This is a genomic window from Flavobacterium sp. TAB 87 (assembly GCF_001529295.1).
Taxonomy (GTDB): Bacteria; Bacteroidota; Bacteroidia; order Flavobacteriales; family Flavobacteriaceae; genus Flavobacterium.
In genome coordinates, this window is the sequence record NZ_LLWK01000034.1 from 21,363 (window position 1) to 37,206 (window position 15,844).

The window sequence follows — 15,844 nt, forward strand, 5'->3', positions numbered from 1 at the left end:
CGTTACTAACTCAATTCTAGTGTGCGTTTAAAATTTCTCTTTGAAACACTTCGTTGCGTAAACTAGTACTAGAAAAGCGATGATTTCGGGTATTAAAGTACAACTCAATACCTTTTTCTTCACAATAACTTCTTCCTGTAAAGTCTCTTTCTTTATACTCATCTCCCAAAATTCGAATATCAATAGTAAAAGCTTTTAGTATATCCTCTAAGTCTTGCTCACTAGCGTACGGAACTACTTCATCAACAAACTTACAAGCTTTTAATTGTATATAACGCTCGACAACCGTTTGAGTAGGTTTATTTTTTGTTGGTCGATCTAATGTTGGATCGGTCTGCAAACCAACAATTAAATAATCACAATGCTGCTTAGCTTCTTCAAGCATTTTAACGTGCCCTGCATGTAACAAATCAAAAGCACTAAAGGTTATTCCTGTTTTCATCTTTTTAATGTTTTAAATTATAAAATAGTTTAGTAATTAGATTAATCTGCAAAAATTTTTTATCATTTAAAGTAGTCTTAAAAAATGTTTATTTTACAAAATTAAATAAGGGTTCCCCGTGAATAGTTACAGAATAACTACTCATAAAAAGAAAAAATGAACTATAAAAATCTTAAAACCATTATTAATTATAGCTACTTGAAATTTTAAAAAAATCAACAGAGAATCAAAGCTGAATTCTTGTAGTATTAGTAACAATAATTTAAGTTAAAATTAGTTATACGATGCGAGTTGTAAACTACATTTCTGTTGCTTATTGTCCTTAATCAGGAAAAAATAGAAGTGAAAATAGAAATAAATAAACCTTTATAGAATTAAATTTACATGTAAAGTAGTATAAAAATAGAATTAGGTTTTGCAGACGGATAGAAATAAGTACTAATTGAAGTCGTAAATATTTTTTCGAGTAATACATCCCACTAACTATTTTAAAATAGATTTTTTTTCCAAAATCTACAATGAAGCAATACTATGGACTTAATTTAATAGTAAACAAAGAGCAACTTATAAATAGAATTAAATAAATGATTTGGTATGAAATGGTACGTAGTTTACACAAAACCGAAATGGGAAAAAAGAGCGGCAGAACAATTAAGTAAATTTGACATTAACTGTTACTGTCCGGTAATAAAAAAAACTCAGCAAAGATCTGATAGAAAAATTAAGGTAGAAGTACCATTATTCAATCATTACATCTTTGTGCAATTATTAGAAAAGGATAGAAATTTGGTATTCAATTCACCTGGGGTAGTACGCTATTTATTCTGGTTGGGTAAACATGCAGTTGTACAAGATCAAGAAATTCAGACTATAAAAGAATGGCTTGATTGTGGAGATACTGCGAAAGAAATATCGGTCATGCAATATCAAATTGGAGATAAAATTCATTTGAATTCTGGTCCGTTCTGCGATCAAAATGTTGTGGTAAAAGATATCACAAAAACGCATTATGTATTAATTTTAGAATCTTTAGGTTATGTCTTAAAAGTAAAACACAAATAATAATTAAACTTTCAGCTTTATCTATAGAAAGTAAACAATTAGCTCAAAACTGTTTTTTGAACAAGTTTTATACTATTTTACAACAGGCATTAATTCTGTAATCTAAATAGTTCACTATTTTGAACACCTAGAATTTTAACTAACTTATCTAGTTTTGAAATTTTTAAATCGACTATTCCTTTTTCTATATTAATATAATTTTTTACACTTATTTCCATTTGAATAGCAACATACTCGGGTGTGTGATTGTTTTGTAGTCGAAATTCCTTGATTCTTAAATAGTAATTTTCCATTATCGTAAGTTTTTTTAGTGCTAATTGTAATGCGTTCTGTCGTCGATTTTAATTTAAAAGCATAACCTTCATTTTATACTGTCTCGTTAAAAAAAATTGAAACGTCAAATTTAAATATGAATTCGGTTGATACATTTAAAACTTTCGAAATTTCAATTAATTTAGAAACTGTTAAGTCAACATCTCCCCTCTCAATTTTACCATAACCACTAGCAGTCATTTTTAATTCAGCTGCTACATATTCTCTAGTAAAATTTTTTAATTCTCTTATTTTCCTAATATTTTCGTAAACACTATATTTCATAAAATAAAAAATATAAATAATTCATACTTGGGATTTCTTGTGAAACTTTTAAAATTATACTCTAATTTTAAAAACTTAGTCACTTATTTTTAAATTTTGACTAAAAATATATAATGTATTCAGTCTTTGATAATAAATCTGTCCAATGGATTTTAAAATCCGATTAAGTACAATTTGTTCCATTTAAGGACTAATTGATTCCTATGGTATAGATACTAATACAGTGTTTTGTAGGAGAATAAATTTATAATGCATCTATAACTAAGACATCATTAACTCGTTTTGTAAGATCAAAGTAATATTTATCAGAAGATAATTTTGAGTACCAGAGAAATCAACGCAACGCTATTAACGAGATTGGAGTTTAAAACTTGGAGAACGTAAATAGTCAAAGATGATACTAAAAAATTATCCACGAAAAAAAAACCGCAACTTCCAATAGAAATTACAGTTGTTAATTATCAAATAATATATAAGGCGATACCTGCTATAAAAATAAATAATTTGAGACTTAAAAATAAAAAAATGTAGTGATTTCTAGAACAAAATTTCGGTTATGTATAATTATTGAGTTACCAAAAATTGTGGATATGGTTTTGGCTCAACGTTTATAAGTACGTTAGGAACATTGTCTTTGACATTCACCAACATTTTACTCAGTAATGGATTCGCTATCAAATTACTGTTTACGAATACAGCCTGTGTTAAGCCATAAGTTCTTGTAACATTTCCTTTAATTGTAGAGTTTAGGATATAATTACTCATAAGGTAATGAACTGTAGATGAAAATACAGGAACAGCATCACTTAAGTTACAACCTTCCATATAACTTCCCTGTGCTCGTATAATTGCATCCGTTGTTGAGTTGTTGTAAAAGTTGCAGTTGTACATTGCCAAAGGGGAGTCCCGTATAATGTTCGGACCACGATGATTGGTAAAATCACAATTAGCTACGATAGGAAAATTATTTCCCGATATGTCAAAAGCTAGAGAATTACCATCAAATTTACAGTTTATCCATGCGTTTAAATTATCTGCTCTTGTAGCTTTCATTGAGACGGCCGTTCCGCAATTTAAATATTGTCCATTATAAAAAACAACTTTATCAACATATCCTGCATTTTCAAAAGTATACACAGGATGCGGATCTTGAAAGAATCCTACAGTACAATCTACAAAACTTACACTATCGAAGAAGCAGTTGTCAAGTCCAAAAATTCTATATAAATGAATTCCGTATTTTTGATTTCTAAACACTACATATTTTAAATTTGTAAATGCAATTAAATCCATTTCGTCAGGAGCAAACACGCCACTGCTTCCTCCTTGCAATGTTAAATTGGAAAGAATAAAGTCATTATCTCCTTGCGAAGATTCAGCAAGTGTTATCAACGGAAAGTCATCTCGTAAACCGACTATAACTGTTTTTCCTGTACCTGCTCCTACAATTCCTTTGGTTCCATCAACGATCATTTTTAGCGTTGAACTAATGTAAAAGATTCCCTCTGGCAACTCCGCGATGCCTTTAGAATTTAATAAATTTTGGATAAAACTTGTACTATCTGTTTTACCAGTTCTATCTGTTTGCCAATTCGCACCTAACGGATCAGGAAGTTTTTCCCATGTGGTGCGTGCGAAAGGAGTGTGTTGAGTACCCAAAATAGAGCTTGCTATTGCTGTCGCATTTGTAATAGAAGATGTTTGAATTTTACCGCTTAAAGTAACATCTTTATCTAATCCAGTGCCGTGAAAGTGCGCTTTTAAATCAAATCCAGTAACAGAACCTGCTCCTCTTATAAAGTCATCATGCTCTCCCGCAAAGTAAAGTACATTTGTTTTTGCAGCTACCGTAGGAGCTCCACTTCGACCTTCTCCCTGTATGTATTTATTTAAAAAGAACAGATTATTTGCATCAATATTGAACGTTGGAGTTTGAACTGTTGAGTAACTATTACCTCCTCCAAAATCTGTAATTTTTACGTCTCCCATATTCTGCATGTATAGCATAGGTTTTTTTCCTGTACCACTAAAATTCCATGCCTCGCTATCTAAACCAACAAAAGTTATTGATCTTAAATTATCAATGTCTGTAGCGTCTCCTGCAGGAGTTAAAAAATTTGAATGTAAATGGACATTACCATAACTTGGAGTTGTATTATTACCTTTCATTACAAGCATATCAGACACACCATGCACTTGATGTTTTATAAATTTATTATTTCTAAAATAGCCAGATGAACTACAATCAAATTGGATAGCACTCATGATGTTAATAAATAAATTATTTTCTACCATGGCATTTGTCGCTTTAATGGTAGCCCACTTAATCGTTTTAAGTGTACAATTTGAAATAACACCTCCAGCTTGAAAAGTCACATTTTTTCCTGAAGGAAATAAATCTTGTAGATGAACATTAATACTCCCTGCAGCGATGGTAATATTAGAAACCTGAGTCATCGTTGGGTAGCCATATAATCTTTGATTACTTTTCATAACGATATCAACTCCCGAATAATCGCCTTGTTCTAATCGCACAGAACCATAAGTATCTAGTGCTTTTTGTAGGGTTCCTTTTTGCGCAATTGGCAATAAGTGAGCCTTAAAGTATTCAATTTCTTCTAGTTGATTGTTAACGCCCGTTGCTAATTTATCTGTAGTAAATGTTGCTATATTACTATCAATTGACAGACGACCAGCATTATCAATTGATCGAACAGTTAAATTGTAAACTGTTTCTGGAATTAATCCAGTCACTTTATAAGTAGTTGTAATTCCTTCAGACTTACTTAACAAAATATTTTTACTGTAGATACCATAGCCAGTAACAGAAGCATTGTTAGTTGGCGCTGTCCAATTTAAGATGACGCTTGTTTCGGTAATTTCACTTGCAATTAAACCGGTTGGTTCTCCTATCTTAGCTGTTGTAAATTGTATACTATTACTGTCTACTGATGAAAGACCTCCGTTATCTACTGATCTAACGGTAAGTATATATTCCGTTTCTGGTATTAATCCAGTAATTTTATAGATGTTTCCAATTCCAACAGCTGTGGCTACCAAAATCGTTTTGCTATAAATACCGTATTCTTTAATAGAGGAATTATTTATAGGAATAGTCCAGGACAAAACGACGCTACTTTCTGTAATCTCGCTAGCAACTAAATTAGTTGGAGCAGCTAATAGTGGTTCATCAGCTACCTTATTTGTTATAACTATTTTACTGTTACTATCACTTGACAAAGTTCCCTCTTTACCAATTGCTTTAATAGTAAAGCTATAGGCTGTTTCTGGAAGTAATCCTGTTATTTTATAGCTAGTTTCACTTCCATTCGATGTGGCTACCAAAATATTTTTACTATAAATACCGTATTCAGTAATAGAAGAGTTGTTTGCGGGAGCCGTCCAAGATAAAACGACACTGGTTTCTGTAATTTCACTTGCTATCAATCTAGTTGGCGGATCAAGAATTGGATTACCTATTATCGTATTCGTTGCAAAGGTTGCTAGATTACTGTCTCCAGATATTTTGTTGTTCGCATCAATTGATCTAACGGTAAAAGTATAAGATGTTCCTGGATCTAATCCTGTTATTTTATAGGTAGTTTCTGCTCCAACAGATTTGGCTACCAAAACACTATTGCTATAAATACCGTATTCTTTAATAGACGAATTATTTGCTGCCGCAGTCCAAGACAAAACAACAGTTACTTCTGTAATATCACTTGCTATCAAATCAGTTGGAGCACTCGGCAGTTTAATAGATGAAGCTTCTTCAATAGCATATTGATAGTTTTGCGAAAAAACTACGGTTGAAAAAAGTAAAAAGTAGATTAAATATTTCATTGTCCCGAAATAATATAGCTATTTGAGCCTGTTTTTCTAAGAAAACCAAAGCGTACGTTTCCACTAGCACTAGTAAATTTTGCGCTACCATTTGAATTATAGTTGATAGTAACGTCTGAAGGCGCTTGTATTGTTAAAATTGCACCGTTGTGAGCTTCTAAATTAATAGTATCTCCAACTAACATACTTCCAAAACCAGAAGTTAGTGTTAATGTAGCTGATGCTGTACACTCAATTGTATTATTAATATCAGTACTAGCGATGCTTCTCGAAGTCGTAAATGGCAAAACTGTAGCTCTTGCTGAGCCTACTATAGTACCGCCGGCTGCGCCCACCAATCTTTCGGCAGTTTTTGCATGTAAGGCGTAAGGAACGCTTAAAAGTTGTGTAATTCCGATAATATTAAAATTATTTCCACCAGCAATATCTACCTGTGTTTCTATAAAGTACGGACCTCTTTCCCATGCAATGGTACTAAAATTACCAGTCACAATTGTTCCTGTTCCAATTTCAAGAGAAACTAAACCATTGTTGTTTGTAGTAGCAGAATGAGTTTCTTGATAAACAGTTGTACCAGATGCAGTACTTTGGTGTATAATAATTCTAAGACTAATATTCGAATTTACTAGCAAGCTATTATCTTGTGCACGAATTATTGCCTGATAACTCATTTTTTCTGGCGCTTGCGCAAATACCTTTAGCGTAACAGTTAGAAATAAAAATAGTGTGGTAAGTGCAAGTTTCATTATCTTATTTTTTTATTATTTTAAATGTTTTCAAAACTTTATTGTCAACAAATACTTGAAGTATGTAAATTGAAGAACTAAATTGATTTAAACTTATTTGAGTATCAGTTTCATCAATCTTGTTCTGCCTTAAAAGTCTTCCTTGCAAGTCATACAGCTGGTACGATCGTTTTTTATTTTCTAACTCCATTCCTTTCATATTTACATTTACAAAATCTGTGGTCGGATTAGGAAAAACAAGTATTTCGGTAGTAGTCTCAGTACTATCGGTTGCATCTGAAGTTTCACTTAATTCTTGATGTTGTATACCTTGCGCTACATTATAAATCGATGATACACCGATGTAGGTATAAAACACTTGCCCAATTGAGTAAGTAACTGTACCAGAGTTACCAATTGCATCAGTGCCACTTGTAATAATGGTATTCATAATATCATTCGCACTTGCTTTTTTGTTTTGACTAATTCCTTTGTAGGAAATAAATAATAGTATTAGTATGAGTAGGTTAAATAGTTTGGAGTATCGAAAATTCACAGTTTAAAAGCCTTTTATATATTTATCGCGCAAAATTATTGATTTACAAAACAACATCGATGTAATACACGATATATCCGATGAAATGCACAATAATCATTGCTTTAATGATTATTTACTTACATCAACTGTGATTTTTTTTAAATTTTTATTATTAAATCCATCTGAATATTTAGATATTATAGTACAAGTACGAATAAATATCTACTAAAATTTAAAAATATAACTAGCTGATTTTTATTATGTAACGTATAATTTTTAAATTAATTACACCTACACTAATTTTTATGCTTTTTAGATGATTCTAATTTTGTGGCCAATCTTATCGAATATGAAGTAGAAGTTTAAATAATAGTTGACAGTATAGAGATTGATAACAAAAAGGGAAGTCGAAAATAAGTACTTAAGTCAGCATCATATCAAAAATAAATAGTAGCAATTACAAGGAATAAAAGCAAACGAATTAAGAACAAATTTATCAGGTTATCTAGCTTGAAGAGCTAATTAAAAGAATCTTTTTTAATCTAATTTATAATCTTTGTGAATGCGATATTTTGTTTTTGTGATCGTTTCTTTGTTCTATTAAAATAGAACATTAACCCTAACATTACTAAAAAATAAACAATGCTGAAAGCCCAGTAAGTTTGGATGCCAGCGCCTGGTGCAACAGGAAAAGTAAGACAAGCGGCGTTTAACATAGTCTGAAGAACCCAAACACAGATACCACTTTTAGTTTGTCCATAAACGACAGCACAAATTCCAGCTGCGCCCATCATATTTATAATTAGCGCCAATATTGGTAAGTCTTCAATTACACCAACGTTAAACAAAACTATTGGAGCCCACCATAACCCCCAAACCAATCCAACAATTTGACTAGCGAAGAATATATTCATAAATTTTGAAAGCTGCCTAACAGCAAAACTAACCCAAACTACCTCACCAACTAAGGCAAATAAGATCATATTTATAACAAATGAAAGACTAGTAATCGCAGAAAAATTTAACTTAAAAATAGTAAAATCACCACCCAAATAAAATGCCTTCAAGCATAAAGTTAAACATGCAATTGATGATGCAAAAAGCAATGCAAATAAGTACCATCGAACAGGAACTTTCCAAATTAACATTGGACTAAATAGATCTTTTAGACCGGTATTTCCCCTCGTAAATTTAACTAAACCCATCAAAAGAAATAAAAGGAGAAAGAAACGACCGTGTATGTAAATGCGTCCAGGAATAATATGCAATTGCACTCCATAAACAAAAATTGCACTCGTTAACGGAGCACAGATTAAAAATATCCAAATTTCAAAGGTCCTTACAAAAACACGTAATCTATCCATATCTAATTCATTATTAGTAGTTTGTAAAAATAGTTTGCTAATGTAAAAAAGAATTTCTTACAAATTAATTAAAATTTAAAATAAAAAAGACTTATGAGTTTTACAAAGCTTACTAAAGCGTCTCGAGTTAAGTTTCGCTGTAAAAAAGTGACATACTAAGCAATCTAGTATTAAAATCAACAATTTATTTTTCGAAATTTATGATTTTGAGGATCAAAAGAAAATTTGATTTATAAATAATTTAAGGGAATAGTGATTCTTGCTTAAAAAAAATTTATAAGAAAGACTAACCTTAAAAAGCTGGAATTTTAAAACATTTTAGACCACTAGTATGTCAAAAATAGTAATCAAAAATGCTATTCATCGATAATAATGGCTTTATAAAGGAATTGTAAGTATAGTTTGAATTTTTTTACTTTTTTTGGGTAAGTTATTAAATCCTAATTAATTAATATTTACAAATTTTATTAAAAAAAATAATTTAAGACAGGGGTTTTAATACAGTTAATTTTTATAAAAAACTATATAGCAACACTTTACAATATACGTGTGATTAAAAAAAAAAAACGATTTATTGCACAGTATCCGCAAATCTAATTTCAATACCATTAAAATGAATAATCCTAACACCAACAATTCAAACAATAAAATAATTGGAGCTGTAATGCCGTATCCTAAAAGTACGCTGCATGAGCTTTTTGATGTTAGAGCCAAAATGTTTCCACATTCAATTGCACTTGAGTTTAATGATATAAAAGTTAGTTATGGTGAATTACAAAAAAAGATTAACCAAATGGCAAACTACCTTTGGTCTCAAGGTCTCAGACCTGGACAAATAGTTGCTGTATCATTAGATAGATCTCCCGATTTAATTGCTTCGCTATTTGCTATTTTGCAATGTGGCGCTTCTTACGTTCCTATTGATGTGTTGTATCCTGATGTAAGAATACATTTGATGATTGAAGATTCTGCTGCTTCATTTTATATCAGTTCGAACTTAAAAACAAGTCTTGAAAATAAAATAGTTTGTTTTTCAATTTCGGAAATACTAACTGCAATCGTTAACCATCCAACACAACCCTTACCTCACAAAATAGCAACTGACAGCGCTGCATTTATAATTTACACATCGGGGTCTACTGGAAAACCAAAAGGAGTACAAGTGGCTCACTGCAATGTAATAAATCTTCTCTATTCTATGGCTCAAGCTCCAGGAATAACAGAGAACGATAAAATATTTTCGGTGACAACAATTTCATTTGATGCTATGGTGATGGAGATTTATCTTCCTTTACTTTTTGGAGCTTGCGTAGTTTTAGTTGACGAAGAAACAAGAAGGGATGGACAAACTTTACTTAAAAAAGCCGTTTCAGACAAAATCACAATAATGTGGGGTACGCCAAGTATTTGGCAAATTCTAATAGACTCTGGTTGGGAAAAACCGCTACACCTTAAAGCATTAATTGGTGGTGAACCTGTACCATTGCCTTTGGCACATAAATTACTTTCGCTTTGCAGTGAATTGTGGAATATTTATGGACCTACAGAAACAACAGTTTGTTGTATACTTACTCAAATTACCATCAATGACAATACAATAAACATTGGAAAACCCATAGCCAATACTCAAATTTATTTACTAGATACGCAAAGAATGCCTGTAAATGAAGGAGAAGTAGGAGAAATTGTTATAGCTGGAGATGGCGTCTCGTTAGGATATTTAAACAAACCTGACCTTACGAACGAAAGATTTGTGCATAATGTTTTTCAAAATGATCCAAATCGTAAAATGTATCTTTCTGGTGATTTAGGAAAAGTTTTGCCAAATGGACAAATTCAATGCTTGGGAAGAATTGATCAACAAGTAAAAGTTAGCGGACATCGTATTGAATTAGGCGAAATCGAATCTGTACTAAATAATCTTCAAGAGATTAAAAGAGCAACCGTCGTTGTCAGTACTCACATCGGAGGAGAGCCTAGCTTAGTGGCTTACTTACAATCGGCAGACCATCGTCAAGAAACTAAAAGCATTCGCGATAAGCTTGAAGAAATACTTCCTGAATTTATGGTTCCAAAGTTTTTTATGTGGGTTACTGACTTTCCTATCACAACAAATGGAAAAATAGATACGAAAAATTTACCAGTCCCAGAATATATACGACCAAGTTGTGCACCACTTTTAAGAAAGCCAACAACGAAACTAGAGAAGGAAATTGCTAAAGTTTGGAGCGATCACTTACAAGTACCTCTGATAGGCATAGACGACAACTTCTTTGAAATGGGAGGAACATCGCTTTTAACACAACGAGTGGTGAGCGTGCTTAAAGAAAGGCTAGATTTGAAAATGTCAGTTACCACTATCTATCAATATGCAACGATAGCAAGACTTTGCGAATTTTTAGAATTAAACAAAAAATTGAATAGTTCGCTCAATGGCACAAAATTCACATCAAGTATACAATCAGGAGATGTTGCCATTATAGGAATGGCAGGTAGGTTTCCTGGAGCACAAACAATAAATGAATTATGGAATGTTTTAAAAGAAGGCAGAGAAACAATCTCTTTTTTTAAACCTGAAGAAATTGATTATAGCATTGCGGAAGAGCTGGTCAATGATCCTCTTTATGTCGCAGCTCGTGGTATTATTCCGTCGGCAAATACATTCGATGCTGCTTTTTTTGGAATAAATCCAAAACTAGCTGAAGTAATGGATCCTCAGATCCGTTTATTCTTAGAAATTGCATGGGAAGCTCTTGAGCAAACGGGCTATTTACCTAAATATTATACTGGTAGTATAGGCGTTTATGCAGGTACTGGAACAAATACGTATTATAAAAAAAATATTTTACCTAACAAAGAAATAGTAGATAGCATAGGTTATCTCTTGGCTGAAACTGTTAATGAGAAAGATTACATTTCTTCAAGAACTTCCTATCATCTAAACTTAAAAGGTCCTGCTGTCAGTATTCATTCTGGTTGTTCTACCTCTCTACTTGCCATTGCAGAAGCTGTGCAAGCAATTAGAAGTGGCCAATGTGATATTGCACTTGCTGGTGGTTCAAGTGTTACTGCACCCATTTTTAGTGGACATTTGTATCAAGAAGGATCAATGTTGAGTCCAGACGGACATTGCCGCTCTTTTGACGAATCAGGAAAAGGAACCGTATTTAGTGACGGAGCTGGAGTCGTACTTCTCAAAAAATTAGATGCTGCGCAAAAAGAGGGTGATACGATATATGGAATCATTAAAGGAATAGGAATTACCAATGACGGTGGCAATAAAGGCAGTTTTACTGCGCCAAGCACAGAAGGACAAGCTGTTGCTATTAAAAAAGCAATTCAAGATGCTCAAATTTCTTCGTCTTCAATAAGTTATGTTGAAACACACGGCACTGGAACTCCTGTGGGTGATCCTATAGAACTCGAAGGACTTAAAATAGGTTTTGGAAAACATACTAAAAATAATTTTTGCGCCATTGGATCGATAAAAAGTAATATGGGTCATTTAACCGCTGCTGCCGGTGTAGCTGGATTGATAAAAACAATCTTAGCAATGAATCATAAATTAATTCCGCCATCTTTAGGTTTTGAAAAGCCAAATCCGATTATAGATTTTAAAAACAGTCCGTTTTATGTCAATTCAAAATTAAGTAAATGGGAGTCGGATGCGCCATTAAGAGCTGGAGTTAGCTCCTTTGGTGTGGGCGGTACTAATGTACATCTTGTTGTAGAAGAATATCCGATCGAACAAAAAAATTCTAGTTCAAGCCGACCACTCCAATTATTGATGTGGTCAGCCAAATCAGAAGACAGTCTGAAAGGTTATGAAAATGAACTAGGCAACTTTCTTAATGCAGCACCTAACTTATCTTTGGCAGATGTTGCTTACACTTTAAATAAAACACGAGATTCCTTTAGTCATCGCAGTTTTATTTTAGCAAGTGACTGCGTTTCCGCTAGCGCCGAATTACTTGCTACGGAAAAGAAACATAGTAAAAATTTAATTTTAAAAGTTGCACCTAATGAAGTAGTATTTCTTTTTCCCGGTCAAGGATCGCAGTTTTCAAAAATGGGCTGGAATCTTTATCAAAATGAAATCATTTATAAAGAAGCTGTAGATACGTGTGCAGAGATTTTAATAGAAGAATTAAAAGTAGACATTCGCAAAATTTTATATCCGGAAATAGTTACTCCAGAAACAGAGGCAAAATTAAAAGACACTCGTTTCACACAACCTGCCTTATTTGTAACTGAATATGCCTTATCACAACTGTGGCTAAGTTGGGGAATTAAGCCAACTGCATTGTGTGGCCACAGTATTGGTGAATTCGTCGCCGCGCACTTAGCGGGGGTTTTTAGTTTAAAAGATGCTTTGCATCTAATTGCAATTAGAGGTCGAATGGTAGGAGATTTACCAGGCGGAAGCATGTTGTCTGTTCGTCTAACCGAAGATAAATTAAAAAATATTCTTCCAGGAACGCTATCTGTAGCTGCCATAAACTCTAATCAATTGTGCGTCGTAGCGGGTGAAGATCAACATGTAAAACAATTTAGCCAATCGTTAGACGTTTTAGAAGTTCCTAATAAAATTCTACTTACCAGTCATGCATTTCACTCTAGCATGATGAATCCTATTTTAGCTATTTTCGAAGCAGAAGTGAAAAAGATTACGCTTAACACTCCTTCATTACCAATAGTTTCTACCGTTACTGGTTTATATCTTACCGATGATGAAGCTATAAATCCTCAATATTGGTCCAATCACTTGCGAAGCACGGTTCGATTTGCAACTGCCACAACTACTCTATTACAATTAGAAAATCCGATTTTCTTAGAAGTGGGACCTGGCCAAACCTTGACGACCTTAATCAAACAACAAGGAAATGGTACAGTCGTTTCTGGACTTTTGAGTTTAACGCAAACTGAAAGTCAAGAAAATAATTACAACACCATACTTAATTCTCTAGGAAAGTTATGGCTTAGAGGAATCGAACCTGATTGGGACACTTTTTATACCGATCAAACAAGACAAAAACTAGCATTACCTAGTTATGTTTTTGACCGTAAGCATTGTTGGATAAATCCGATAAATTTTCAAGCCAGAAATTCAATAACGCATATAAGTACTGCTCAAAATTCAACTAGTATTCAAAATGACAGCAAGCCTATGAGAAAAACTACTATCCTCAGCAAAATTTCTTCAATTATAAATGAAACCTCAGGTATAGAATATTCAACTGACGCTTCTTTAAAAAGTTTTCTTGATCTAGGATTGGATTCTTTGACATTAACTCAACTTGCAATAAGTTTAAAGAAAGATTTCAAACTTCCTATAACGTTTCGTCAACTTAATGAAGAATATAGTTCACCATCTCTTTTAGCAGAATACCTTGATCATAACCTGCCAGAGCAAGAGTATAACAAAACTATTCAAACTCAATCAGTATCAAACTCAATTGCTAGCACTACTCCAATTGTAAATACTGTTCCCATTATTTCGAATAATAATAATAATAATAATAATACGACTTTAGTGTTGATCGCACAGCAACTTCAATTATTAGGCAAGCAAATGGAACTGCTGCAAGTTAATAATACCGAAGTAGTTCATCAAAAATTGCAACACGAAGAACTACATTCCGTCATAAAAAATACACCTGAAGATTTAAGAACCGCGGAAGAACGTGTAGAACATCAAAAGCCCTTTGGAGCATCTCCAAAAATTGAAAAAAAAGTAAACGAAATGAGTTATTCTCAAAAGGAATTTCTCACTGAACTAATTTCAAACTACACTAAAAAAACTGGAAGCAGTAAAGCGTACGCTCAAAAGCATAGAAGTACAATGGCAGATCCAAGAGTTGTTTCTGGGTTTAAACCACTAACAAAAGAAATAGTATATCCTATTGTTATTGAAAAATCTAAAGGAAATCGTCTCTGGGATATTGATGGCAATGAATACATCGACGCTCTTAACGGGTTCGGGTCTTGTTTTTTTGGTCATCAACCCGATTTTATTAAGGAAGCCCTACACATGCAAGTTGAGAATGGATTTGAAGTAGGACCGCAACATCCGTTAGCTGGCGAAGTTTGTGAGTTGATCTGTGAATTCACTAATCAAGAACGTGCCGCACTTTGCAACACAGGATCTGAAGCGGTTTTGGGAGCTATGAGAATTGCAAGAACAGTGACAGGTCGATCGTTAATTGTCGCTTTTTCTGGTTCCTATCACGGCATAATAGACGAAGCTTTGGTTCGTGGTTCTAAAAAATTAATGACTTTTCCTGCTGCACCGGGAATAATGCCCGAATCGGTTCAGAATATGTTAATATTAGAATATGGAACCACAGAAAGTCTACAAATAATAATTGAAAGAGCTGATGAATTAGCAGCAATTCTTGTAGAACCAGTGCAAAGCAGAAGACCAGAATTTCAGCCAATCGACTTTTTAAATAAAGTAAGAGAACTAACAATCAGAGCTGATATTCCATTGATTTTTGATGAGATCATTACCGGTTTCCGAATGCATCCAGGCGGAGCCCAAGCTTTATTCAATATTCAAGCTGACATTGCTACCTATGGTAAAGTAATTGGTGGCGGTCTTTCCATTGGTGCCATTGCTGGGAAACGAAAATACATGGATGCGCTAGACGGCGGCCATTGGCAGTATGGTGATGACTCTATCCCAGAAGTGGGCGTTACGTATTTTGCGGGCACTTTTGTTCGCCATCCATTAGCACTTGCAGCTTCGAAAGCCGCCCTACTCCATCTTAAAAAACAAGGGCCAGCTTTGCAAAAAAAACTTAATGAAATGACCAATCGTTTAGCATTTGAATTAAATGAAGAATTTAAAAACAAAGATTTACCAATGATTATCAATCATTTTGGTTCACTCTGGAGACTTAAATTAAACGACGAAGTACTGTATGGAGAGTTATTATTCACTTTACTTCGAGAAAACGGCATTCATATCTGGGATGGCTTTCCATGTTTTCTAACAGAAGTTTATACTGAAGAAGATCTAATAAAAATTATACATACGTTTAAAGTATGTATTGAAAAAATGGTTGCCGCTGGATTTTTTAGTAGTACTAAATCTGACAATTCAACTTCAATAATAGCTAACGAAAAAAATTGTGGCATCATTAATAAACCTCCAGTTGCTGGCGCAAAATTGGGACGTGATAAAAAAGGAAATCCCGCTTGGTTTGTAGCAGATTCTAATAAAATTGGTGAATATGTAAAAATTGATTTATAGCTCTTACCATTAAGATGC

9 protein-coding genes are annotated in these 15,844 nt (G+C 33.2%); 2 read left to right on the forward strand and 7 right to left on the reverse strand.

The genetic code is table 11. The features are described 5' to 3' along the window. Positions 1-16: 16 nt before the first annotated feature. Complete coding sequence (locus tag AP058_RS05855) at positions 17-442, reverse strand: adenylyltransferase/cytidyltransferase family protein (protein ID WP_066307801.1); 426 nt, start codon at positions 440-442, stop codon at positions 17-19. Positions 443-1,036: 594 nt separating this feature from the next. Here AP058_RS05855 and AP058_RS05860 point away from each other — a divergent pair. After that, positions 1,037-1,504 (forward strand): UpxY family transcription antiterminator, encoded by a 468-nt coding sequence (locus AP058_RS05860; protein WP_066307803.1) that lies wholly within the window; start codon positions 1,037-1,039, stop codon positions 1,502-1,504. An 89-nt stretch (positions 1,505-1,593) separates the two neighbouring features. Here the strand turns inward: AP058_RS05860 and AP058_RS17330 are convergent, their stop codons facing one another. The 6 genes from AP058_RS17330 to AP058_RS05890 form a co-directional block, all read right to left on the reverse strand. After that, positions 1,594-1,797, reverse strand: coding sequence for a helix-turn-helix transcriptional regulator (locus AP058_RS17330; protein WP_066307804.1), 204 nt, complete (start codon positions 1,795-1,797; stop codon positions 1,594-1,596). Positions 1,798-1,870: 73 nt separating this feature from the next. Continuing rightward, entirely contained in the window at positions 1,871-2,101 is a 231-nt protein-coding gene (locus tag AP058_RS05870; protein WP_066307807.1) for a helix-turn-helix domain-containing protein, read from the reverse strand. 564 nt (positions 2,102-2,665) lie between these two features. Beyond that, positions 2,666-5,944, reverse strand: coding sequence for a fibronectin type III domain-containing protein (locus AP058_RS05875; protein ID WP_066307810.1), 3,279 nt, complete (start codon positions 5,942-5,944; stop codon positions 2,666-2,668). After that, a complete protein-coding gene (locus AP058_RS05880) occupies positions 5,941-6,690 on the reverse strand; it encodes a hypothetical protein (protein ID WP_066307814.1) in 750 nt (249 codons plus the stop codon). Before AP058_RS05880 ends, AP058_RS05875 begins: the two co-directional genes overlap by 4 nt. 4 nt (positions 6,691-6,694) lie before the next feature. Further along, a complete protein-coding gene (locus AP058_RS05885) occupies positions 6,695-7,120 on the reverse strand; it encodes a T9SS type A sorting domain-containing protein (RefSeq protein WP_157492627.1) in 426 nt (141 codons plus the stop codon). 629 nt (positions 7,121-7,749) lie between these two features. Further along, a complete protein-coding gene (locus tag AP058_RS05890; RefSeq protein WP_066307822.1) occupies positions 7,750-8,571 on the reverse strand; it encodes a hypothetical protein in 822 nt (273 codons plus the stop codon). A gap of 613 nt (positions 8,572-9,184) precedes the next feature. On the opposite strand from AP058_RS05890, the gene AP058_RS05895 reads away from it, so the two are divergent. Further along, on the forward strand, positions 9,185-15,826 hold the full coding sequence (locus AP058_RS05895) for a polyketide synthase (RefSeq protein WP_197413385.1): 6,642 nt from the start codon (positions 9,185-9,187) through the stop codon (positions 15,824-15,826). Positions 15,827-15,844: the final 18 nt, after the last annotated feature.